We start from the raw sequence: 24,613 nt of genomic DNA on the forward strand, positions 1-24,613 counted from the left end.
CAGCGCCAGCCATAGCAAAGCGCGATAAAAAAAGGGCCAGCCACTCATGGCCGACCCTTTTAATTTAATGCAGCTTCCGCCAAGAAAATGCGAAAGATGACGAATTATTAACGCCAGTTTTTGAAGCGATTAATCAGACCATTGGTGGAGCTATCGTGGCCTTTCACTTCTTCATTGCCGCTCAGTTCTGGCAGGATACGGTTTGCCAGCTGTTTGCCCAATTCCACGCCCCATTGGTCGAAGGTGTAGATATTGAGGATTGCGCCCTGAGTGAAGATTTTGTGCTCGTACATGGCGATCAACGCACCCAAGCTGTATGGCGTGATTTCGCGCAACAGGATGGAGTTCGTTGGGCGGTTACCTTCAAACACTTTGAATGGCGCAACGTGTTTCACGTCTTCCGGCTTTTTGCCTTGTTCCGCGAACTCTTGCTCTACCACGTCCAGTGATTTACCAAATGCCAGCGCTTCAGTCTGTGCGAAGAAGTTAGACAGCAATTTGGCATGGTGGTCGCTCAGCGGGTTATGGCTGATGGCTGGCGCGATGAAGTCACAAGGAACAATTTTGGTCCCTTGGTGAATCAGCTGGTAGAAGGCGTGCTGGCCGTTAGTGCCCGGCTCACCCCAGATGATTGGGCCAGTCTGGTAGTCCACCGGATTGCCGTTACGGTCAACGTACTTACCGTTGGATTCCATGTTGCCCTGCTGGAAGTAAGCCGCAAAGCGATGCATGTACTGGTCGTATGGCAGGATAGCTTCGGTTTCGGTGCCGTAGAAATCGTTATACCAGATACCAATCAGCGCCAGCAGAACCGGCAAGTTTTTCTCGGCTGGGGTTTCTGCGAAGTGTTTGTCCATCGCGTGCGCGCCGCTGAGCAGTTGTTCGAAGTTTTCGAAACCAACCGACAGAGCAATCGACAGGCCGATAGCAGACCACAGGGAGTAACGACCGCCAACCCAGTCCCAGAACTCGAACATGTTGTCAGTGTCGATACCAAACTCGCTCACCGCTTTGCCATTGGTAGACAGGGCCGCGAAGTGTTTCGCAACGTGCTTGTCATCACCGGCAGTTTTCAGGAACCAGTCGCGCGCGCTGTGGGCGTTGGTCATGGTTTCTTGCGTGGTGAAGGTTTTTGAAGCAACCAAGAACAGGGTGGTTTCTGGAGAGAGGTCTTTCAGCGCTTCGGCGATGTGGGTGCCATCAACGTTGGAGACGAAATGCATGTTCAGGTGGTTTTTGTACGGGCGCAGCGCTTCGGTCACCATGAATGGGCCGAGGTCAGAACCGCCGATACCAATGTTAACGACGTCAGTAATGGCTTTACCGGTGTAACCCTTCCACTCGCCGCCAATGACGCGCTCGGTGAAACCTTTGATTTTCGCCAGCACCGCGTTGACTTCAGGCATAACGTCTTTGCCATCCACCACGATTGGGGTGTTGCTGCGGTTACGCAGAGCGACGTGCAGCACGGCGCGGTCTTCAGTGCGGTTGATCTTCTCGCCGGAGAACATCGATTTGATGGCATCCTGCAACTGGGTCTCTTTCGCCAGTGCTTGCAGTTTGTCCAGCGTCTCGGCGGTAATGCGGTTTTTAGAGAAATCGACCAGCATTTGGTCTTCAAAGGTCGCAGAGAATTTAGTGAAACGGTCGCTATCTTCAGCAAACAGATGACTAATCTGCACATCTTTCATCGTATCGAAATGCTGCTGCAACGCTTGCCATGCAGCGGTTTGAGTTGGATTGATATTTTTCATAGCAATGCTCTTAGGCTGAGAATAAATGTGACGTAACTAACATGATTGTATCCCGTTATACCTGAGATGAGATGCCTTTTCTTGCGATAGGTGATAACTGTCGCTTAACCATGACAGAAAACAATATTAGATGGCAATTGGTCAAAATGTACCTAGGTAAGGCTGCTTATCGTTGACAGAGAGGCAATAACCCGTTATTCCTAAGCGCCTAACTCACATGCGCGCGTTAATTGCGCCATTTGAGCCAGAAGAGGCGCGTCGCCCAGGAAGTGTATCGGAGGAGCCGAAATCCGAAGAGGATACATCAGGGGGTGCGACGCCGAGGTCTAAAGCTTGCGGCAAGCTGCGGATCGACCACAGGGGCTGAATCCTCTGGGTTGTCACCGAGATATACCCGTAACAAGGGTATTGGCAAGGTGGGGCGCTTCTGGGTGTATCGTAGCATTTCTACGTCTGCCCCCTCTCCCGCTCTCCCTCTTGTGCCAATTCTTATGGAATTAAGTGGATGTTGAAGCTCCAACATCCGTGACACGAGGTTTACCATGAATTACGCAGTATCCCGCAACGCGAATCCCCAGCCTTTGGGCAGCACCGTTGTCGCCAAATTCGGCGGCACCAGCGTAGCGGATTACGACGCCATGAATCGCAGCGCCGATGTGGTTCTCTCCAACCCGAATGTCCGTCTTGTCGTGCTGTCAGCATCGGCTGGGATCACTAACCTGTTGGTTGAACTCGCGCAGGGCAAAGACGCCGAGCGCCGGGTATTCCTGCTTGATGAAATTCGCCGGATCCAATCCGCTATCATCGACTGCCTGAATAAACCTGACGTGATCCGCGAAGAGATTGGCCGCATGCTGGAAAACATTAGCATGCTGTCTGAAGCCGCAAGCCTCGCCACCTCGACCGCGCTGACCGATGAACTGGTCAGCCACGGCGAACTGATGTCCACTCTGCTGTTTGTGGAAATTCTGCGTGAGCGCAATGTCGCCGCAGAATGGTTCGACGTGCGTAAAGTCATGCGTACCAATGAACATTTCGGCAAAGCCGAGCCGGACACCACCGCCCTGTCTGAGCTGGCGCTGCAACAGCTGCAACCGCGCATTCAGGAAGCCTTAGTGGTAACTCAGGGCTTTATCGGCGCGGAAGCCAAAGGACGCACCACCACGCTAGGCCGTGGCGGCAGCGACTATACCGCTGCTCTGCTGGGTGAAGCGTTGAGCGTCGCTCGCGTGGATATCTGGACAGACGTGCCGGGCATCTACACCACTGACCCGCGCGTAGTGCCAGCGGCTAAACGCATTGATCGCATTACTTTCGAAGAAGCGGCTGAAATGGCCACCTTCGGAGCGAAAGTATTGCACCCGGCGACCCTGCTTCCCGCCGTACGTCGCGGTATTCCGGTATTTGTCGGTTCGAGCAAAGACCCGGCTGCGGGCGGCACATTAGTGTGTAACACCACGGTTAACCCGCCGCTGTTCCGCGCGCTGGCTCTGCGCCGCAAACAGACTCTGGTCACTCTGCACAGCCTGAGCATGCTGCATTCACACGGTTTCCTCGCCGAAGTGTTTGGCATTCTGGCGCGTCACAATGTGTCAGTAGACCTGATCACCACCTCTGAAGTTAGCGTGGCCTTGACGTTGGACACCACGGGTTCAACGTCATCCGGTGCCAGCCTGCTGACCACCTCGCTGCTGACTGAGCTGTCTTCATTGTGCCGCGTGGAAGTGGAAGAAAACTTGGCGCTGATCGCCCTGATTGGCAATAAATTGTCTCAGGCAAGCGGCGTGGGTAAAGAGGTGTTTGGGGTGCTCGACCCGTTCAACATCCGCATGATTTGCTACGGCGCAAGCAGCTACAACCTGTGCTTCCTGGTGCCGGGCAACGACGCCGACCAAGTCATTACTACTCTACACCGCAACCTATTCGAATAATCTTCGGCGCGGTGTGCTGTTCAGCCGGGCCCTGCGCCCGGCTTTTTTATGCACATCGTTCTGTGCTACAACCAAATCGCTATGGCAAATTTTGACCCACAACATCACATAACTAGAAAACAAGGATCCTCCACATGTTAGCCAAAATAACTCGCCTGTTCCCTCTGTGGGCAGTGCTGCTGTCCGTCGCCGCCTACTACTCGCCCAGCACCTTCACGCCCATCGGGCCGCACGTCACCACCCTCCTGATGCTGATTATGTTTGCCATGGGCGTAACGCTAGAATTTGGCGACTTTAAGCGCGTGCTGTCCCGCCCTGCGCCGGTAGCCGCCGCAACCTTCCTGCATTACCTGATCATGCCTCTGGCGGCCTGGGTTCTGGCCAAGCTATTCCATATGCCCGCTGATCTGTCGGCAGGGATGATTTTGGTGGGAAGCGTTGCCTCGGGCACTGCATCCAACGTGATGATTTATCTGGCGAAAGGTGACGTCGCACTGTCCGTGACCATCTCCGCCGTCTCAACGTTGGTTGGCGTGTTTGCCACCCCGCTGCTCACCCGCCTGTATGTGGATACCCACATCAAAGTGGACGTGGTCGGCATGCTGCTGAGCATCTTGCAGATCGTGGTTATCCCTATTTTCGCCGGTTTGATTATTCATCACCTGTTTACCAAAACCGTCAAACGCATCGAACCGCTGCTGCCTATCTTCTCTATGGTGTGCATCGTCGCCATCATCAGCGCCGTGGTGGCGGGCAGTCAGGGCTTTATCGGCTCGGTCGGTTTGGTGGTGATCGTGGCGGTTATCCTGCATAACGCCATTGGCCTGCTGAGCGGCTACTGGGGCGGCAAGCTGTTTGGCTTCGACGAAACCACCTGCCGCACGCTGGCGATGGAAGTCGGCATGCAGAACTCAGGTCTGGCCGCCACGCTGGGTAAAATCTACTTCACCCCGCTGGCCGCCTTGCCGGGCGCGCTGTTCTCGGTTTGGCACAACCTGTCTGGCTCGCTGCTGGCGGGCTACTGGTCAGGAAAGCCGGTGGATGACGCGAAGCGAACTCATAAAGTGAGTAAGTAAGAAGGGCCGAGCAGCCCGCCGCTGAGTTTCAGGCGGGCTGCTCGTGAGTATCAAAAGCTATTCAAAAACTAACGTACAAAGCTCCGGTAACTCTTCCACCAAGCAATTGTCCGTACCGCCGCGATCTATGGTCAGGAAGTCGGTCACGGTTTGGTAAGCAAACAGCGGATGGTGCCACACTCCCCGGCGATAGTTCACCCCCTCCGAGCCGTTAGTGATAAAGGCTTTTAGCGTCTCCGTTCGAATGTGCTCTCCGGCCTCCGCCACAATCACCACAAAAGCCTCCCCCTTCAGCGGCATAAAGGCCTGACTGCCCAGCGGGTGCTTCTCGAGCACAGAAATCTGGATTGGCAGCGGCGCGGGCTGGGAGCGATTGATACTCATCAGCACCGGCTTGCCATCAATAATTTCAATATCTATCAGGTCGTGATACCGCTCGGTCTGGCCATCATTGATGTGAAAGAAATCATTTCCCTCCACTTTGATAACCTCACCGTAAGGCGAAAACGCTTCGCTTGTGAGCCTGCTGACTTTCAGTTCCATACATTTCCTTTTGCGATAGGGGGTCCATCCTTTGGGATTTTCCACGGGCCAGAACCTGCGCTTCAACGCGTGTGAGCGTGCATAAACATATTATTGGAAATATTTTCCATAACAGCGATCATTCGCACAATTATCGCGCAATAGGATAAAAAGCAGCTCGGGTTTCAAAAGGAAATACAGAGGGGAAAACAAGAAGAAAGCCACGCGAAAGTTAAGCTTCGCGTGGCTTCAGGGCTTATTTCATCAGGGTTACGGCATCATCGGCGTCGCGGTCGTCGTCTTCCTGCGCATCTTTGTCCAACACGTTATAAGCCACGGCGCAGAACAGCGAGTTAAGGCGCTTCATGTCGCCCAGCAAACCTAAATGCAACGAGCTGGTTTCGATGCTTTGCACGTTATGCTGATGCAAACGGTCGACGTGGGCGTGAGCGTAGCGGCGGTCCAGCAAGCGGAAGCGATGCTTAGAACGACGCAGGCGGCGGGCGCTGGTCAAATCATTAGACAGGAATACCGACAGGCTCAGACGCAGGTTGTCCACCAGCTTCTCATGCAGAGAATCCAACTCGGTCAGACCTTCAGGCGAGAACGCCCGGCGCGCCGCGTGAGATTTCGCCGCAATGTCCGCCGTCATGCGTTCAATGATGTCGCCAGCCTGTTCGAGGTTCATCGCCATTTCGATGATTTCCGCCCAGCGGCGCGAATCATCTTCGCCCAAATCCTCTTTGTGGATCTGCGCCAGATAGAGCTTGATGGCGGTGTAAAGCACATCAACGTCATCATCCAGACGGCGCACTTCACGGTCCTGTGCCAGTTTGCCGTGCATCACCTCGTGGTTGAGGATCAGCATATGCTCCACCACGTCGCCCATGCGCAGCGTCTCACGCGCGGCATTAGCCAGCGCCAGCGCCGGGGTATCCAGCGCGCTGACATCCAGATGGCGAGGGCGCAGGCGCGGATCTTCTTCCGGCGCGTCGGCTATCATCAGTTCGCACACCCGAGCCATTGGGCCAGAAAGCGGCACCATCGCCAGACAGCGGATCAGGTTGTAGAACATGTGGAAATAGATAACCAGCTCTTCGTCCGGAATGCCCAAACGCGCCAGTTGCCCCGAGAGCGGCCCGATAAAAGGCAGCACGATGACGCAGCCAATTAGCTTAAACAGCACGCTGCCCAGCGCCACGCGGCGGCCAGCGGCATTCTGTTTGCTGGCGTTGATCATCGCCAGCAAGCCACTGCCGAGGTTGGCACCAATCACCAGACAGAGCGCGACTTTCAGCGAAATCACCCCGGTCGCCGCCAGCGTGGCCGTCAGCAGCACCGCCGCCAAACTGGAGTAACTGACAATGGCGAAAACTGCGCCGGTCAGGGCATCGAGGATCACATCGCCGGTCAACGACGAGAACAGCACTTTGACGCCCGATGCCTGCGTGATAGGCGTCGCGGCCGAGACAATCAGCTCCAGCGCCAGCAAGATCAGCCCAAGGCCAATCCCCACGCGGCCCATCTGCCCGGCGCGGGTCTGTTTACGGCTGAGGAAGAAGGAGACGCCGACAAAAATCAGCAACGGCGAGAGCCACGACAGGTCAAAGGTCAGTACGCGCGCCATCAGCGCGGTACCGACATCCGCGCCGAGGATAATCACCAGCGCCGGAGAAAGGGCCACCAGCCCCTGTGAAACGAAGGAGGTCACCAGCAATGCTGTAGCATTGCTGCTTTGAACCAGCGCGGTAACCCCAATCCCTGCCACAAAGGCCAGAGGTTTTTTTTCCACGCTATTGCTGAGAACTCGCCGCAGATTGGCACCAAAAACGCGCATGATGCCAGTACGCACAATGTGCGTACCCCAAACTAAAAGTGAAACAGCAGACAACAAATGCAGAAGAGTTAACACTAAAGAACAGCTCCGTTAACGCCAGGCAAAAACAGGCCATCCTGCCTGCCGGGCGTGTTGGTGCAGGATAGCGTCCGGGTTCACCACATTCGGGTGACCTACCTTAGTGAGCAGCGGCAAGTCATTGTGGGAATCCGAGTAAAAACTGGCGTGTTGCAGCTGGGAAGCATCCTGATTAATCAGCGCCATCAGCCGCGTGACCTTGCCTTCGCGGTAGGTCATCACGCCTTGCGTCGTGCCGGTGAAAATCCCATTTTCAATGCCGACACCAATCGCCAAGGTTTCGTCAACGCCAAGGAAGCGGGCGATTGGCGCAACCAAATGTTCACCCGAGGCGGAAATCACCACCGTGCGATCACCTTTCTCACGGTGACGGGCCAAACATTCACGAGCGTCATTGTATACGCGTGGGGCAATCACTTCATGAATATAAAGTTGTACCATCTGCGCCACATCTTGCTGAGTGCGGCCTTGCAGCGGCTCAAGGGTACAGTTCATGTACTCTTGCATATCCATCTGACCCACGGCGTATTGCTGCATCAGGTAGGCGTCGCGTTGCAGGAATGCCTGCTCATTCGCCACCCATCCCTGCTTCACCATAAAGGCTGACCACAGGCTGGAACAGTCGCCGCTAATCAGAGTTTCATCGAGATCAAACAGCGCCAGACTCATGCAACTTCCCGTAACGTAACAAGATCTAACTGTAGACCAATTTCACTGCCATCGGCGAGGAGAGAGGCTACAGAACGGTTCAACACATCCACGGAAAGCTCGACATTGTTCGCCAAAACGCGATAACGCACCACGCTTCCCAACAGGCTGTGATTTAAAATTCGGGCCGAAATGCCCTGTTCAGGTGCACATAATACAATCGATTCAGGGCGAATTGCCACCTGACCGCCGTACTGCTGGCCGGTCAAAGCGTGCGCCTGTTCGGCTGTCAGCAAGTTATAACTGCCGATGAAACCGGCGGCGAAGGCGTTAACCGGCTCGGTATATAGAGTTTCGGCGTCAGCGTTTTGCACAATCTGACCTTTGTTCATCAGCACGATTCTGTCGGACATGGTCAGGGCTTCTTCCTGATCATGGGTCACAAAAATGGCCGTCAGGTTCATTTCGCGCTGAATACGGCGGATCTGCTCGCGCAGGTGTTTACGAATACGGGCATCAAGCGCGGAGAGAGGTTCGTCGAGCAGCAGCAGGCGCGGCTGTGTCACCAAAGAGCGCGCCAAGGCCACGCGCTGGCACTGCCCGCCCGACAGCTGGTGCGGATAACGCTTGGCGTAATCGTTCATTTCCACCAGCGCCAGCACGTCGCCAACCCGGCGGTGAATCTCATTCGCCGACAATTTCTGCATCTTGAGGCCGAAAGCCACATTGCCTTCGACAGTCATATTCGGGAATAGCGCGTAGCTCTGGAAAACCATGCCGATACCGCGCTCTTGCGGGCTGAGCGGCACAATGTCCTGCCCTTGCAAAATAATCTGCCCGCTGTCTACCGAGGTCAGCCCCGCGAGGCAGCGCAGCAGGGTGGATTTCCCGCAGCCGCTAGGCCCAAGTAAAGTGACGAATTCGCCCTCTTTCGCGCTGAAATCAATGTCGTTGAAAATCTGCGTTTGGCCGTAATGCTTGTTGAGTTTAGTGACCTGTAAATAGGACATTTTCAGCTCTTTTCCTTGTTCAGCACGTTAGCAATCCAAGTGAAAATCAGGACTACCACGAAATAGGAGATGACCAATGCGCTGGTGAAGTGGCCGCTGCCATTGCGCATGTTGAACAGATAAACTTGTAGCGTTTCGTAGCGGCTTCCGGCCAACAGGTTGGCGAAGACGAACTCGCCGATTAAGAAGGAGAACGACAGCAGCACGGCGATCATTCCGCCTTTGCGCAGGTTGGGCAAAACCACCAGCAGCGCGGCTTTCCACGTGCTGGCGCCCAGCAGGTGCGCGGCGTCCATCAGGTCACGCAGGTTTATCGCCTGCATGTTGTTGGAAATCGCCCGATAGATGAACGGCAAGGCAATAGTGAAGTAGCAGCCAATCAGGATCCACGGCGTGCCGGTCATGGCCAATGGCCCCGACGAGTAGAGCGACATCAGGCCGACGGACGAGACCACCGGCGGCACCGCAAACGGTAGCAGGATCAAGATGTTCATTAGCGTGTCGAGCTTAGGGAAATAGTAAGCAATCACAAACATCAGTGGCAGGATCAGCACCAGCGACAGCAGCAGCGTGCCAAAGCAGATCAGCAGCGAATGGCCCAGTGCAATCAGGAAACGCGGGTCGCTCCACAGCGCCACCATCCATTTCAAGGTGAAACCGCTCGGCAAAATAGTCGCGCCCCACTCGCTAACTAAGGCGTAAATCAGCGTCGCGGCCAGCGGCAACAGCAGGATCACCATCAAAATCCAAACAATCAGGCGGTGGTAAGCCCCTTCAATGCGAGACATGGCGTCCCTCCCGGCAATCAACCCCATTTTTAGCGCACATTCAGATAGCTCCTGCGCAATAACCATTGATGAATCAACGTGATAAACACCATCAGCACCACCAGCAACATCGCCAGAGCACTGCCCATATTCGGGTCGAGGGAGATATCACCTGACACCAGCGCGGCAATGCGCACCGGCACCACGTTGAAGTTGCCGTTGGTCAGCGCGTAGACCGTGGCATAAGCCCCCAGCGCGTTAGCCAGCAGAATGACGAAAGTGCCCATCAGCGCCGGGAACATCACCGGCAAGCCGATATGACGCCAGTAGCGCCAGCGCCCCGCGCCGAGCAGCGCGGCGGACTCGCGCCAGTCTTCGCGCAGGGCGTCAAAGGCCGGATAGAGCAGCAGAACGCCGAGCGGGATTTGGAAATAGGTATAAAGAACAATCAGGCCGTCGCGCGAATAGAGGTTGAAGCTCTCCATCAAACCGTATTTCTTCAGCAGCAAAGTCAGGCAGCCGTTCAGACCCAGCAAAATGACAAAAGCAAAGGCCAGCGGCACGCCGGCAAAGTTGCTGGTCATATTGGTAAACGACATAACAAAGTCATGCAGCTTAGTGCGGCCTAGCTGGCGGAGTGAGTAACTGCTCACCAACGCAATCAACAAACCGAACACGCTCGACCAGATAGAGATATCCAGCGAGAAGCGCATGGCCTGCAAGTAGAAAGGCGAGGTGAGGATATCGGAGTAGTTGCCGAACCCCCACGCCTCATAGGTGTCGCTGTAAAAACTACTGACCGCCACCCAAACCAGCGGGGCCAGTTGAAACGCGATAAAAAACACGGCAAACGGCAACATGAATAACGCAGCTATCCACTTGGCTTTCATCGGCACTCCTCAAGCAGTGACGGGTTTAAGCCAACAAGTCCGCGCAATGCGGTTTGTCGTGGGCAATATTCAGTAGCTGGCACACCGTTCCACAGAGTTCAGTTTGCAGCGGCGCGGCATCCTGCAAGCTAAAGGCTGAGCCGAAGACAAACAGCGGCACCTGACGCTCTTCCGGCAAGATACCGCCGTGGCTGCGGTCGTCATTCATGCCGTGGTCGGCAGTGACAATTACCTGGTACCCAGCCGCCAGCCAGTCACCCAAGAAGCGGGAGAGAATGCCGTCAGCGTTGCGCGCCTTGTTGCGATATTGCGGCGTGGAGAGGCCAAATTTGTGTCCCGCATCGTCGATATTCATCGGGTGAATCAGCAGGAAATCAGGATCATAGCGGCGGCGCAGGCTTTCTGCGTCGTCGAAAAGATGGGAGTCTGGGTAAGCATCGTCGTAATAAAAATGCCCGTGCTGGATAGTCAGTTTTTCGTCGCTGGTGTGGCGGTCACGCGGTGGGTCAAACGGCGTCTGGTTATAGAGTTCGCTGACCCAGTGGTAGGCCGCCGCCGCGGTAGTTAAACCGGCGTCACGGGCATAATGGAAAATACTGCGCTGTGTCGAAAGTCTATCAACATGGTTATGCACGATGCCGCTCTCAACCGGCGTCACGCCGGTGAGAATGCACTCGTACAAAGGCCGTGACAATGAAGGCAATTCGCATTCCAGTTGATACAAGCGGCCGCGTCCAGCAGCGCACTGTGCCTGTAAATATCCCATTGCATCGCGAGCGACCTGATAATTCAGACCGTCAAGTACCACTAGAATGCTTTTCATTGAATCGTTGCCTTGTTGCTGATGTTTTAAAAAGTTAACCGTTTGAAGTGATGAGCTTTTATTATTGCTGCATGTTGATCATCACGTTCTCTTGCCACAGGCGCGGCAGAGTTTTCGCGCTCTTATCCCAAGCTTCTGGATCAGCAATTGGGTGAGCATTTTTGTATTCGCTGGCAGGTAACAGTTTGGCTTTCACGTCGTCTGGCAGAGTGATTTTGTCAGCACGGATTGGACGCGCATAACCACGAGCCAGATTGATTTGACCAGCATCAGAGAAGATGTATTCGCGCGCCAGTTTTGCGGCGTTCGGGTGTTTAGCGAATTTGTTGATGATGGTGGTGTAGCCAGAAGTGATGGTGCCATCAGATGGGATCAGCACGTCAAAACGAGTTTTGTCGATCTGGTCGCGGTAGTTCAGGCCGTTGAAGTCCCACACCACGCCAACCTGCACTTCGCCTTTTTCCAACGAGGCAATGCTTGGGTCGCTCAGGCCCAGACGGCCCGCTTTGGCCAATTTGCCGAAGAACTCCAGACCCGGTTTGAGGTTCTTCTCGTTACCGCCCATGGCGTAAGTCGCTGCCAGCACGCCGTTGGCTGCCTGAGCGGCGGTACCGACGTCACCGATAGTCACTTTGTAGTTGCCTTTCAGCAGGTCAGCCCAGCTGTGCGGCTCATCTTTCACCTGTGACTTATCGATAATAAAAGCGATGGTGCCGGTGTAAGCGAGTGCCCACATACCGTCTTTGTCTTTCGCCCACGCTGGAACATCATTCCAAGTCGTTGGTTTGTAAGGCTGAGTCACACCCTTTTGCACTGCAACCGGGCCGAATGCTGCACCTACGTCGCCGATGTCCGCGCTGGCGTTATCTTTTTCAGCGGCGAATTTCGCGATTTCTTGTGCCGAACTCATATCGGTATCGCTATGCTTCAACCCATATTGGCTGCTCAACGCGGCCCAAGTATCTTTCCAGTTTGCCCAAGAGTCAGGCATCCCGACGCTGTTGACCGTACCCTCGGCCTGTGCGGCTTTGACCAGTTCTGCTGGAGGTTCAGCGGCAAACGCCGATGAAGTAGAAAGAACCAAGGCGCTGGTTAACACTGAAGCGAACAACTGTTTCATAACGGATGCTCCGGATGGTAGTGTGTGTGAGTGCTGGTCTAGTCCAGCAAGAACCAAGCCAATCTAACGATCAATTGTGATAATTATATTACAGTGCGAAAAACCAGCATTTTTAAGGCGCAAGCTGTTAACAAGCGCACAATAATTCAGCACTGATTCGCCGTGCTGGTGCAAAAACGCACTTAAATGAGGCCTGTTGCAATGAGTGAACCGCTTACCACCGTGGCTGCGATCTGTCTGAGATTGAGTGAAAACATCGCGTCCGGCCTATTCGCGGCGGAGGGCCGCCTGCCCTCGGAACGCCAGTTAAGTGAACAATTTGCAACGACCCGCATCACCCTACGCGAGGCACTGAGCCAGCTCGAAGGTCAGGGTTTGATCTACCGTCAGGTACGGCGCGGCTGGTTTGTTTCTCCGCCACGGATTGTTTATAACCCGTTGCAGCGCAGCCATTTCCACGCCATGGCAAGAGAGCAAGGGCGCAGTGCGAAAACCGAAGTGATTGATGCCAAAGAGTTAATTGCCTGCGACGCGGTATGCGCGAAGCTGTCATTGCCGAAGGATAGCGCGGTGTATTGCATTCGCCGCCTGCGCTACATTGATGGTCGCCCGGTGCTGTATGTCGAGCACTACCTTAATCCGAAGTATTTCCCGCAGATTTTAAGTGTCGACTTAACCCAGTCGCTGACTGACCTTTATTCATCAAAGTATGGGATGAGCTATGGGCGAGTACGCTTCGATATGCTCCCCACTCGCCTGCCGGAAGATGCTTCTTCAGCCTTAAAAGTCGCCCCCGGTAGCCCGGCGCTGTTTATCACCCGAACCAACCGCGATCAGCACGACCGGGTGATTGATTGTGACTTGGAGTATTGGCGGTATGACGCGTTACATATTGATGTGGAAGTGAATTAAGGCAGAAGCAAAATCCGCTCCAGAAGCTTACTCAAGTAAGCGACTAGGGCGGATTTCGGCAGCCAACCAGAGTCAGTTCAAAGGTTGGCGGGTGCTTAAAGCAAGAAATCAGTCGGCGTCGTAGCCAAGGTTTGGTGCTAACCAACGCTCAACTTCGGCAATCGGCATGTTTTTGCGCGCCGCGTAGTCTTCCACCTGATCCCGCTGTATCTGGGCTACGGCGAAATACTTACTTTCAGGATGGCTGAAGTACCAACCTGAAACCGCCGCCCCCGGCCACATAGCGAAGGACTCTGTCAGTTGCATGCCGGTGTTGGTTTCCACATCCAGCAGTTTCCAGATCTCACCTTTCTCGGTGTGCTCAGGGCAAGCCGGGTATCCCGGCGCAGGGCGAATGCCTTGGTAGTTTTCACGAATCAGCTCTTCGTTGCTCAAGCTCTCGCTCGGCGCAAAGCCCCAATAGACTTTACGCACCCGCTCATGCAGATACTCGGCAAAAGCCTCTGCCAGACGGTCTGCTAAAGCCTTCACCATGATTTTGTTGTAGTCATCGTGCTGGTTGTCATAAGCCTCGGCCAATGCATCCTCTTCAAGGCCGCCGGTCACGGCAAAGGCTCCCATATAGTCTTTTTTGCCACTGGATTTTGGTGCTACAAAGTCGGCCAAGCAGTAGTTGGCAAAATCGGTTTTCTCCGTTTGCTGGCGCAGATGGTGGCTGACCACCAGCACCTCTTGGCGGCGCTCATCGCTGTAGATTTCGATATCGTCGCCCACGCGGTTAGCCGGGAACAGCCCAACCACGCCACGCGGATTCAGCAACTTCTCGTTCGAGAGCTTATCGAGCAGGTCATTGGCGTCTTTGAATAGGCGCTTGGCCTCTTCGCCCACCACTTCATCTTCCAGAATGCGCGGATACTTACCCGCCAGCGCCCACGTCATGAAGAAAGGTGTCCAGTCGATGTAGTTGCGCAGCGTTTCGATGCTGGCTTCCACCTTCTGCACACCAAGACGATGGGCAACTGGCGGGGTATAGCTTTCCCAATCAATGACCGTGGCGTTTTCACGCGCAGTTTCAAGGCTGACAGGCGGAGTACGCGGCTTTTTACGACCGTGCTGAATACGCACGGTTTCATACTCTTTACGGGTACGGGCAACAAACTCATCACGCTGCGAGTTGGAAAGCAGCGCTGAGACGACCCCCACCGAGCGCGAGGCATTCTGTACATACGTCGTCGGACCGCTGTAGTTCTGCTCAATTTTCACCGCAGTATGGGCTTTCGAGGTCGTTGCGCCGCCAATTAGCAGAGGAATGGTAAAACCACGGCGCTCCATCTCTTTGGCAACGTTGACCATCTCATCCAGCGAAGGAGTGATAAGCCCTGACAACCCGATGATATCGACATTCTCTTCAATGGCCGTTTTGAGGATTTTGTCGGTCGGCACCATCACGCCCAAGTCGATGATTTCATAGTTATTACACTGTAAAACCACGCCAACGATGTTTTTACCAATGTCATGGACGTCACCCTTCACCGTCGCCAGCAGGATTTTCCCGTTGGTCTGGCCCTTCTCTTTGCTGGCTTCAATATAAGGCTCAAGATAGGCCACCGCCTGCTTCATGACGCGGGCAGATTTCACCACCTGCGGCAGGAACATCTTGCCCTCGCCAAACAGGTCGCCGACCACGTTCATGCCGTCCATCAGCGGGCCTTCGATCACTTCTATTGGGCGGGCTGACAGCTGGCGCGCCTCTTCGGTATCGACTTCGATAAATTCCGTAATGCCTTTTACCAGCGAGTATTCCAGACGTTTACGCACTTCCCAACTGCGCCACTCGGCCTGTTGCTTATTGACTTCGCCGTCGTCTTTATTGCCACGGTATTTTTCCGCCAGATCCAGCAGGCGCTCTGTGCCGTCATCGAGGCGATTGAGGATCACATCTTCAACCGCATCACGTAATTCGGCGGAAAGATCGTCGTAGATCGCCAACTGCCCGGCGTTGACGATCCCCATGTCCATACCGTTGCGGATCGCGTGATACAGGAACACCGCGTGGATCGCTTCACGCACTGGCTCATTGCCTCGGAATGAGAAGGAGACGTTGGACACGCCGCCGGAGATCATGGCATGAGGCAGCTGCTCTTTGATGTCCGCGCAGGCTTCGATGAAGTCCACGGCGTAGTTGTTATGCTCTTCAATACCTGTCGCCACGGCGAAGATATTCGGGTCGAAAATAATGTCTTCCGGCGGAAAACCGACTTCTTCGGTCAACAGCTTATAGGCGCGGCGACAGATCTCGATCTTGCGTGCGCGGGTATCAGCCTGCCCCACTTCGTCAAAGGCCATCACCACCATCGCGGCACCATAGCGGCGCACTTTACGCGCATGATTCAGGAAGGCTTCTTCGCCCTCTTTCATCGAAATGGAGTTAACGATGCCCTTACCCTGAATACATTTCAGTCCCTTTTCAATGACGTCCCACTTGGAAGAGTCAATCATGATTGGCACGCGGGCAATGTCTGGCTCACCGGCAATCAGATTGAGGAAACACACCATGGCGGCTTCGGCATCCAACATGCCTTCGTCCATGTTGATATCAATGATCTGCGCGCCGCTTTCCACCTGCTGGAGAGCAACCTCCAGAGCTTCGTTATATTTCTCTTCTTTAATCAGTCGCTTAAAACGTGCCGAGCCGGTAACGTTGGTTCTTTCCCCAACGTTCACAAACAGGGTTTGAGCATCAATGGTCAGTGGCTCAAGCCCGGCAAGACGGCAAGCGACCGGAATGTCAGGCAACTGACGCGGCGGCACGCCTTCCACTACTTTGGCTATCGCCGCAATGTGCTCAGGGGTGGTACCGCAGCAACCGCCGACGATATTCAAGAAGCCAGAACGCGCCCATTCGCCGATATGCTCCGCCATCTCTTTGGCGCCGAGATCGTATTCACCAAAAGCATTGGGCAAGCCGGCATTAGGGTGAGCCGTGACATAACACTCTGAAATTCTGGACAACTCGGCCACATACTGGCGTAACTCATCAGGGCCAAGGGCGCAGTTCAGGCCAAAGGTCAGCGGTTTAACGTGACGCAGAGAGTTATAGAAAGCTTCGGTGGTTTGCCCAGAGAGCGTGCGGCCCGAAGCATCGGTAATGGTGCCGGAGATCATCACCGGCAGCATCACGCCCATCGCTTCGAACTCCGTTTCCACGGCAAAGGTCGCGGCTTTGGCGTTCAAGGTATCGAACACGGTTTCGATCATGATCAGGTCGGCACCGCCTTCGATCAAGGCACGAGTCGACTCGCGGTAGGCGGCCACCAGCTGATCAAAGGTGACATTACGAAAAGCGGGATCGTTAACATCAGGTGAGATTGACGCCGTTCGGTTGGTCGGTCCGAGTACGCCAGCGACGTATCGCGGCTTTTCAGGCGTGCGCGCCGTCCATTCATCGGCACAGATTCGCGCTAAACGGGCAGCTTCATAGTTAATTTCAGCAGATAGCGACTCCATGTGGTAGTCGGCCATAGCGATGGTAGTCGAGTTGAAGGTGTTGGTTTCGAGAATGTCAGCGCCAGCCTCAAGATAGGCGTAATGAATGGCCGTGATCACCTCAGGTTTGGTCAGCACCAGCAGATCGTTATTCCCTTTGAGATCGCTTTCCCAATTGGCAAAACGCTCGCCGCGATAATCCGCTTCTTCCAGACGATAACTTTGGATCATCGTCCCCATGCCGCCGTCCAGTACCATAATCCGCTGCGCTAACTGGTTGCGTAGTGCCTCAACTTGATTCGCCACTCTCACCTCAATCACCTGTCGTTCACCACCGGCCAAACCCTTAGCAATCGCCGGAAATCATGAAAAGCATCCTAGCATACCTTCCAAGGGCCAAAGCTCAGGAGTTGGTGAGACTTTTTCAATTTAGGAATGCATCTCGCAAGCCCAATGCAACACATCGGATGAGCGGAAATGCAGGTTGCGATCCATACTGTAAAAACGAAAATGAATTCCAAAATAACTTTTATTCCTCGCTAATTAGCGCATCTTACAAGGAAAAGGCCCATGGCAACGCCAGTGACCACCTCGGCCAAACGAGTGAAAAAAACCAAAGCCGCTGCCGCATCGGGCAGCGCCGCCACCGGACAAGTGCAGTCGCTAACCCGTGGCCTAAAATTATTGGAATATATCGCTGAAGCTCAGGGCAGCGTGGCGCTGACAGATTTAGCCCAGCAGGCAGGGTTACCTAACTCAACGACCCACCGATTGCTGACCACCATGCAGCAGCAGGGCTTTGTTCGTCAGGTGGGCGATTTAGGGCTGTGGACGATTGGCTCCCACGCGTTTGTGGTCGGCAGCAGCTTCCTGCAAAGCCGCAATTTCCTGGCCATGGTCCATCCGATGCTGCGTCGGTTAATGGAGGAGTCAGGCGAGACGGTGAATCTGGCGGTGCTGGATCACAGCGACTATCAGGCGATTATTATCGATCAGGTGCAGTGCAACGCGCTGATGAGGATGTCGGCGCCTATCGGCGGTAAACTGCCAATGCACGCCTCGGGGGCGGGTAAAGCTTTCCTCTCGACCTTGCCTGAGGACAGACTGGTTAAGCTGCTGCATAAAATCGGCCTGCACAGCTATACGCCACTGACTCGCACTTCTCCTGCCAATTTAAAACAGGAGCTAGCCGATACCCGAAAACGCGGCTATGCCTTTGATGATGAAGAACATGCGCTCGGGCTGCGCTGTGTAGCGACCTGCATTTATGACGAGCATAACGACGCCTATGCCGCCATTTCGATTTCAGGGCCGATATCGCGTATTACTGACGACCGCGTGACTGAGCTGGGGGCGCTGGTAATTCACGCCGCCAAAGAGATCACTCAGGCTTACGGCGGCGGGAAGCATTAATTCGCAACCTGCTTTTATAGAGGGGAGAAGTTATAGGGAGATAATGGCCGGAATTTCAGCCCAGACTTTTTCATCTCTGCGCTGACTAAAGCGTTGTTGGCGACGGTAGGCGTAGACGTCGTCAACTTCGCCAGCAAGAATGCGTTGCTGCACTCTCTGCCAGTATTCCACCTCAAAAAGGTCGCCATGTAGCATCTCAAACAGCGGCTTGATTCTTTTGTCGCTACAGAGGAAATGGCGGAATTCTTCGGGAAACACGTCTTGTGGCGAAGTGCTGTACCAAGGCTCACTGGAAAGCTCATCTTCCGGGTAGCGCGCGGCGGGAATGGCGCGGAAATTAACATCCGTCATGTAGCAGATTTCGTCGTAATCATAAAACACCACCCGACCATGACGGGTGACGCCAAAGTTTTTAAACAGCATGTCGCCGGGGAAGATATTGGCCGCGGCCAGCTGCTTAATGGCGTTGCCATACTCTTCAATCACGTCGTGCAACTGCTGATCAGTGGCTGTTTCGAGATAAAGATTCAGCGGCGTCATGCGGCGTTCAATATACAAATGGCGCACCAAAATGCTGTCGCCGAGATCCTCGATTTTGCTCGGCACTTCTCGCAGCAGCTCATCCAGCAGTTCAGGGCTGATGTCTTTCTTAGCTAAGGCAAAATGCTCAAACTCCTGCGTATCCGCCATGCGCCCCACGCGGTCGTGCTCTTTGACCAGTTGATAACAGGCCTTCACCTGCGCCTCGGTCACTTCTTTCTGCGGAGCAAAATTGTCTTTAATCACTTTGAAAACGCGGTCACTGTCCGCTAGCGTGAAGACCAGCATCACCATACCTTTGACGCCCGGCGCGATAATAAACGGCTGCTCAGTCTGCGCCATAAAGCGCAGATGCTCGCGATAGCACTCGGTTTTAGCATGCTTCTGACAGCCGATGGCGCTATACAGCTCGGCGGTGGTTTTGCTCGGTAGGATTTCTCGCAGCCATTCGACCAATGCCGCAGGCTGCGGCGCATACACCATGAAGTAGGAGCGAGCGAACCCAAACACGATACTGGCGTCGTCACTCTTGGTCAGGCAAGTATCAACAAAGAGTTGGCCATTGAGGCTGCGGTGAATCGGTAAAAGGAAAGGCAGGGTCTGTCCGGCAATGTGCATTTTGCCAATTAGCCATGCGGCCTTATTCCGGTAAAACAGCTCAGTGGCGACATCGATAACCGCCAGAGACAATGCCTGCTGAGAGAAGGTTTTCTGCAAACTTGCCAAGATGTAATCGACATCCCGCTCTCTATCTTCCCACTCAAGACGCAAGGGCAAATCGGCCAGAATCGCCGTCAGCATCTGGCGAGCATGGCTTTGCGACTCATAGCGGCGAAACAGAGGGCGAGCGCAGACTCGCCGATAACATTCGGACTGCTCGGTGAAGACAAACAGCCTTTCTTCGGTTAAATCGCGATGTTTGAAAATCCGGCAATAGACTGAGTTAAAGAAGCTTTCTGCTATCTCGGCGCGCGGGTAGTCGGGTAAAAGCTGGCTATAAAACTGCTTTACGGTTTTCAGGAAAGAGGCGTCGTAGAAATGCGCGCCGGTGATGCATTTAAGCTGTGCAACCACCAGTCCTACGTGATGATCATAAAGGTGAATTCGCTGTTTCATTGCCGCCTGCACGGCTCGCCAGTCAGCCTGCTCAAAGCGCTGCTGGGCACCAGAAGTGACCTCAAGAAAGCGGCCATATTGAGCATCAAAACCCTGCAATATCGTCTGTGCTATCAGCAACTCTATACGCATAATCTGCTCCCCTGCCGCCATACGTCAGCAGGCCCGGACAAGCCGGGCCGATAGAAAATCAGGTACCAAACTGTTGTTCTTCGGTCGAGCCGGTCAGCGCCGTGACTGACGAGCGGCCGCCCTGAATGATGGTGGTCACCTTGTCGAAATAGCCGGTGCCAACCTCTTGCTGGTGAGACGCGAAGGTGTATCCGCGATTTACAGCAGCAAATTCAGGCTCTTGCACCTTCTCCACATAGTGCTTCATGCCCTCGCCTTGCGCGTAGGCATGGGCTAAATCGAACATGTTGAACCACATGCTATGGATGCCAGCCAGCGTGATGAATTGGTACTGGTAGCCCATGTCGGCGAGGCGCTGCTGGAAGCTGGCGATGGTTTTGTCATCCAGATTCTTCTTCCAGTTGAAGGAAGGCGAGCAGTTGTAGGCCAATAATTTGCCGGGGAAGCGCGCATGGATAGCATCGGCAAAACGCTGGGCCAGCTCCAAATCCGGGGTGGACGTCTCACACCAGACAATGTCGGCATAAGGCGCATAGGCCAGGCCACGACTGATGGCTTGTTCAATCCCAGCGTGGGTGCGGTAGAAGCCTTCCGGCGTGCGTTCGCCGGTGATGAATTCGCTGTCGTAAGGGTCGCAATCCGAAGTTAACAAGTCAGCCGCGTCAGCATCAGTTCGTGCAACCAAGAGCGTAGGAACGCCGAGGACGTCGGCAGCTAAACGGGCAGAAATCAGCTTCTGCACGGCTTCCTGAGTCGGCACCAACACTTTGCCGCCCATGTGACCGCATTTCTTCACCGCCGCCAGTTGGTCTTCAAAGTGAACCGCCGCCGCACCCGCCTCAATCATCGCTTTCATCAGCTCAAACGCGTTAAGCACGCCGCCAAAACCGGCCTCAGCGTCGGCAACAATAGGTAAGAAATAATCGGTGTAGCCCGCTTGGCCCGGCTCAATATTATTCGCCCACTGGATTTGATCCGCACGGCGGAACGTGTTGTTAATGCGATTTACCACTTCGGGGACAGAGTTAACCGGGTAGAGTGACTGGTCCGGATACATGCTCGACGCGGTATTGGCGTCGGCGGCGACCTGCCAACCAGAGAGATAAATGGCTTCAAGACCGGCCTTCGCCTGTTGCAACGCCTGCCCGCCGGTCAATGCACCGAGGCAATTGACGTAACCTTTGCGAGACTCGCCGTGCAATAAGCCCCACAGGCGTTTTGCGCCATTTTGCGCCAGCGTGCATTCTGGATTCACTGAACCGCGCAGGCTTATCACCTCAGCGGCGCTGTATGGGCGCGTGATCCCCTCCCAGCGCGATTGGGACCAATTTTCTTCAAGCTGCTGAATTTGCTGAGTACGTGAGTTTTTCATGGCAAGGTTTCCTGTTCTTTATTTTATGGGTTTGTAGGGAGATAAGTGCATTAAGCCAGCAGGGCATAGCCCGGCAAGGTGAGGAAGTCGACCAGTTCCTCTTGAGTGGTGATGCGCTCCATCAGCGCCGCCGCTTCGCTAAATCGCCCGGCGCTGAAACGCTGCTCACCTAACTCTTGCTGGATGACCTGCATCTCTTCGCAAAGCATTTTGCGGAACAGCGCCTTGGTCACTGGCTGCCCGTCACTCAGGGTTTTGCCATGGTGTATCCACTGCCAAATGGAGGTGCGGGAGATCTCGGCTGTCGCGGCATCCTCCATCAGCCCGTAAATCGGCACGCAGCCGTTACCCGAAATCCAAGCTTCAATGTATTGCACGGCAACGCGAATATTGGCGCGCATCCCCTCTTCGGTTCGCTCTCCCGCGCAAGGCTCTAAGAGCTCGCTGGCAGTGATAGGGGCATCTTGGTCACGGGAAATATCCAGTTGGTTTTTGCGCTCGCCCAGTGCCCGGTCAAAAATAGCCATTACCGTGTCGGCGAGGCCCGGATGAGCAATCCAGGTGCCGTCATGACCATTTTGAGCTTCTAACTCTTTGTCACTCTTCACTTTATTCAGCACCCATTCGTTACGCTGAGCATCTTTGCTCGGGATAAAGGCCGCCATGCCTCCCATAGCAAAAGCACCTCGGCGATGACAGGTTTTGATTAACAGCCGCGAGTAGGCACTGAGGAATGGCTGGGTCATGGTGACTGCTTGGCGATCGGGCAAAACACGTTCAGGATGGTTCTTCAATGTTTTGATATAGCTGAAGATATAGTCCCAACGCCCGCAGTTCAGCCCCACAATATGGCTTCGCAGGTGGTAGAGAATTTCATCCATTTGGAAGACCGCAGGCAGTGTTTCAATCAGCACCGTGGCCTTAATGGTCCCACGCGGCAGGTCGACGTAATCTTCCGCAAAGCTAAAGATGTCGCTCCACCAAGCAGCTTCCTGATAAGTCTGGGTTTTAGGCAGGTAAAAGTACGGTCCGCTACCTTTAGCCAGTAATGCACGGTAGTTATGGAAAAAGTACATTGCGAAATCAAACAAGCCGCCGGGGATCGGTTCGCCTTCCCAATGAACGTGCTTTTCTGGCAGGTGCAGCCCGCGCACGCGGCACACCAACACTGCCGGATCGGGTTTTAACTGGTAAATCTTCCCTGCTTCATTGGTGTAACTGATGGTTCCGTTAACGGCATCGCGCAAATTGATCTGACCTTCGATCACTTTATTCCAGTCAGGGGCTAATGAGTCTTCAAAGTCCGCCATAAAGACTTTTACGTTGGCATTCAGAGCATTAATCACCATTTTCCGCTCAACTGGCCCGGTGATCTCAACTCTTCTATCCTGCAAATCCGCAGGGATATTTTTAATCTTCCATTCACCTTCACGAATGGAATGAGTTTCCGAAATAAAATCCGGAAGTTGACCCTGATCGATTCTACGCTGTTGCTCAAGACGACTTTGCAAAAGCTGGTGCCGAGGAGCGCTAAAACGCGTCACCAGTTCTGTCAGAAAGTCGATCGCTTCGTCTGTCAGGATTAATGCGTCGTTACTGCTTAATTGACGGGTAAATTGCAATGGAGCATGGGTTATCTGCTGATTCATCGGCATTCTCCTGACTTATCTCTTCTCTTTCAGCCAGGAATACTCAAGTCCGGCCGGCTAATTTCAGAGGATCTAGGGCTCGGACATCAGGATCATTTGACCTCAATAATCACAACCGAAACGCAGCCTCAGTAAGATCTAAGCGTAATCAGGAAATTAATAAAATCAAAAACGATTTCCATTTTATTTTCAATTTAATTTTTTATCGTTTTTAATCATTAAGTTAAGAGAAAAAATATTTTCTTTAAAAAGGAATTAGCTTTCATAAAAAGAGATATTGGATTGAGTGGAGGAATTGCAGCGCAGTAGAAGGATTTAAGGCAAGGAATTGAGTCTAGGGATTGAGGCGAGCAGCGAGCTCGCCTGAGAAACGACTGACTATTCGAGGGTGGGATTCATCTGGCGCAGATCGAACGGCGTGATCTGATAAACGTAATAATTCAGCCAGTTAGTAAACAGCAGGTGGCCGTGGCTGCGCCATGTCGCTTTCGGCGATAAAGCAGGATCATTCTGCGGGAAGTAGTTAAATGGCATATCGGGAGATAGGCCTGCGTCTCTGTCGCGCAGATACTCACCGGCTAACGTGCCCGCATCATATTCAGGGTGACCAGTGACAAAAGCCATACGCTTATCTTTGGTGGCAAACAGGTAAGCACCGGCTTCTTCGGATTCAGCCAGAATATCAAGATCGGTGTATTTACGCAGCTCATCGATTGGGAAGTCAGCATATCGGGAATGGGGCGCTAAAAAGCTCTCATCGAACCCACGAGTGAGTAAAGCCAGCGGCTGTAAGGTCTGATGATGGTAAACGCCGGACAATTTGGTTTCGCGAGTCATTTTCGGCGTGCCATAGAGCACATTCAAAGCAGCCTGCACCGCCCAACACACGAATAGCGTTGAGGTCACGTGCTCTTTCGCCCAGTGAACCACTCGCTCAATTTGCGGCCAATAGGCCACATCACAGAAGTCGACTAAGCCAAGCGGCGCGCCGGTGACGATCAGGCCGTCGTAATTCTCGTGCTGAATGTCTTCAAAATCACAGTAGAAGTTGTTCAAGTGCTCAGCAGGCGTGTTTTTTGACTCACGGCTATCAATGCGTAGAAGCTGAACGTCGATTTGCAGGGGTGAGTTCGAGAGAAGGCGCAAAAATTGATTTTCAGTCTCAATTTTCTTTGGCATCAGGTTTAAGATCAACACCTTAAGCGGTCGAATCTCCTGAGTTTTTGCACGAGATGAGGTCATAACAAAGACGTTCTCATTTCGTAAAAAATTCACTGCAGGTAATTCATCAGGAACCCGAATTGGCATAACAACTTCCTCACTGCATCCGTATATACGTTTAGACTTCTAGATGCCCGACAATAGCGGTTTTCACCCATAAAGTCGAGTGAGGTATCTTCAAGGTGAGAAATCTTCAGCTTTAAGTAATATGTTTAGCTAATTTTGTTCTATGGGGGATGTGAGGACAGGGAGACTAGTTGTTAATTGGGGGGAAATACAAAAGAAAAAGCCCCGTTACTTTCGTACGGGCTTTTTC

The 24,613-nt window shown here is 53.8% G+C and carries 18 protein-coding genes and 1 riboswitch; of the genes, 4 read left to right on the plus strand and 14 right to left on the minus strand.

Translation table 11 applies throughout. The features are described 5' to 3' along the window. Nucleotides 1-107 precede the first annotated feature (107 nt). Complete coding sequence (pgi, locus tag GEAM_RS16440; RefSeq protein WP_034793489.1) at nt 108-1,754, minus strand: glucose-6-phosphate isomerase; 1,647 nt, start codon at nt 1,752-1,754, stop codon at nt 108-110. Nucleotides 1,755-1,994: 240 nt separating this feature from the next. Further along, nucleotides 1,995-2,189, plus strand: a riboswitch (Lysine riboswitch). 107 nt (nt 2,190-2,296) lie between these two features. Here pgi and lysC point away from each other — a divergent pair. Together lysC and panS are read left to right on the plus strand one after the other, a co-directional pair. Continuing rightward, nucleotides 2,297-3,685: a lysine-sensitive aspartokinase 3 gene (lysC, locus tag GEAM_RS16445; protein WP_051899551.1), complete on the plus strand. Its 1,389-nt coding sequence runs from the start codon at nt 2,297-2,299 to the stop codon at nt 3,683-3,685. A 134-nt stretch (nt 3,686-3,819) separates the two neighbouring features. Then, nucleotides 3,820-4,761 carry a ketopantoate/pantoate/pantothenate transporter PanS gene (panS, locus tag GEAM_RS16450; RefSeq protein WP_034793490.1) on the plus strand — a complete coding sequence of 314 codons (942 nt, stop codon included), beginning with the start codon at nt 3,820-3,822 and terminating at the stop codon, nt 4,759-4,761. A 57-nt stretch (nt 4,762-4,818) separates the two neighbouring features. Here the strand turns inward: panS and GEAM_RS16455 are convergent, their stop codons facing one another. The 8 genes from GEAM_RS16455 to GEAM_RS16490 form a co-directional block, all read right to left on the minus strand. Next, entirely contained in the window at nt 4,819-5,304 is a 486-nt protein-coding gene (locus GEAM_RS16455; RefSeq protein WP_034793491.1) for an ureidoglycolate lyase, read from the minus strand. Between the two features lie 235 nt (nt 5,305-5,539). Beyond that, nucleotides 5,540-7,195: a Na/Pi cotransporter family protein gene (locus GEAM_RS16460; protein WP_034793492.1), complete on the minus strand. Its 1,656-nt coding sequence runs from the start codon at nt 7,193-7,195 to the stop codon at nt 5,540-5,542. 15 nt (nt 7,196-7,210) lie between these two features. Then, nucleotides 7,211-7,867, minus strand: a complete 657-nt coding sequence (locus GEAM_RS16465) for an HAD family hydrolase (protein WP_034793493.1) — start codon at nt 7,865-7,867, stop codon at nt 7,211-7,213. Then, entirely contained in the window at nt 7,864-8,856 is a 993-nt protein-coding gene (locus tag GEAM_RS16470) for an ABC transporter ATP-binding protein (protein ID WP_034793494.1), read from the minus strand. Before GEAM_RS16470 ends, GEAM_RS16465 begins: the two co-directional genes overlap by 4 nt. A gap of 2 nt (nt 8,857-8,858) precedes the next feature. Continuing rightward, the gene (locus GEAM_RS16475; protein ID WP_034793612.1) at nt 8,859-9,644 is read right to left on the minus strand and encodes an ABC transporter permease; all 786 of its coding nucleotides are present in this window, start codon (nt 9,642-9,644) and stop codon (nt 8,859-8,861) included. Between the two features lie 29 nt (nt 9,645-9,673). After that, nucleotides 9,674-10,513: an ABC transporter permease gene (locus tag GEAM_RS16480; protein WP_034793495.1), complete on the minus strand. Its 840-nt coding sequence runs from the start codon at nt 10,511-10,513 to the stop codon at nt 9,674-9,676. Nucleotides 10,514-10,538: 25 nt separating this feature from the next. After that, complete coding sequence (locus GEAM_RS16485; protein ID WP_034793498.1) at nt 10,539-11,336, minus strand: alkaline phosphatase family protein; 798 nt, start codon at nt 11,334-11,336, stop codon at nt 10,539-10,541. Between the two features lie 61 nt (nt 11,337-11,397). Then, a complete protein-coding gene (locus GEAM_RS16490; protein ID WP_034793501.1) occupies nt 11,398-12,456 on the minus strand; it encodes an ABC transporter substrate-binding protein in 1,059 nt (352 codons plus the stop codon). A 201-nt stretch (nt 12,457-12,657) separates the two neighbouring features. On the opposite strand from GEAM_RS16490, the gene GEAM_RS16495 reads away from it, so the two are divergent. Beyond that, the gene (locus tag GEAM_RS16495) at nt 12,658-13,368 is read left to right on the plus strand and encodes a UTRA domain-containing protein (RefSeq protein WP_034793504.1); all 711 of its coding nucleotides are present in this window, start codon (nt 12,658-12,660) and stop codon (nt 13,366-13,368) included. Nucleotides 13,369-13,476: 108 nt separating this feature from the next. On the opposite strand, the gene metH is transcribed toward GEAM_RS16495, so the two are convergent. After that, the gene (gene metH, locus GEAM_RS16500) at nt 13,477-17,160 is read right to left on the minus strand and encodes a methionine synthase (RefSeq protein ID WP_051899558.1); all 3,684 of its coding nucleotides are present in this window, start codon (nt 17,158-17,160) and stop codon (nt 13,477-13,479) included. A 264-nt stretch (nt 17,161-17,424) separates the two neighbouring features. Between metH and iclR the strand changes: the two genes are divergently transcribed. Continuing rightward, entirely contained in the window at nt 17,425-18,267 is an 843-nt protein-coding gene (gene iclR, locus GEAM_RS16505) for a glyoxylate bypass operon transcriptional repressor IclR (RefSeq protein WP_034793506.1), read from the plus strand. 30 nt (nt 18,268-18,297) lie between these two features. Here iclR and aceK read toward each other — a convergent pair whose 3' ends face one another. The 4 genes from aceK to metA form a co-directional block, all read right to left on the minus strand. Then, nucleotides 18,298-20,055: a bifunctional isocitrate dehydrogenase kinase/phosphatase gene (aceK, locus tag GEAM_RS16510; protein ID WP_034793508.1), complete on the minus strand. Its 1,758-nt coding sequence runs from the start codon at nt 20,053-20,055 to the stop codon at nt 18,298-18,300. Nucleotides 20,056-20,113: 58 nt separating this feature from the next. Next, nucleotides 20,114-21,427 (minus strand): isocitrate lyase, encoded by a 1,314-nt coding sequence (gene aceA, locus GEAM_RS16515; RefSeq protein ID WP_034793509.1) that lies wholly within the window; start codon nt 21,425-21,427, stop codon nt 20,114-20,116. Nucleotides 21,428-21,477: 50 nt separating this feature from the next. After that, entirely contained in the window at nt 21,478-23,076 is a 1,599-nt protein-coding gene (gene aceB, locus GEAM_RS16520; RefSeq protein ID WP_034793510.1) for a malate synthase A, read from the minus strand. Between the two features lie 378 nt (nt 23,077-23,454). Then, a complete protein-coding gene (metA, locus tag GEAM_RS16525) occupies nt 23,455-24,384 on the minus strand; it encodes a homoserine O-acetyltransferase MetA (protein WP_034793511.1) in 930 nt (309 codons plus the stop codon). Nucleotides 24,385-24,613 lie beyond the last annotated feature (229 nt).

This window comes from Ewingella americana ATCC 33852 (assembly GCF_000735345.1).
In the GTDB taxonomy this organism is placed as follows: Bacteria; Pseudomonadota; Gammaproteobacteria; order Enterobacterales; family Enterobacteriaceae; genus Ewingella; species Ewingella americana.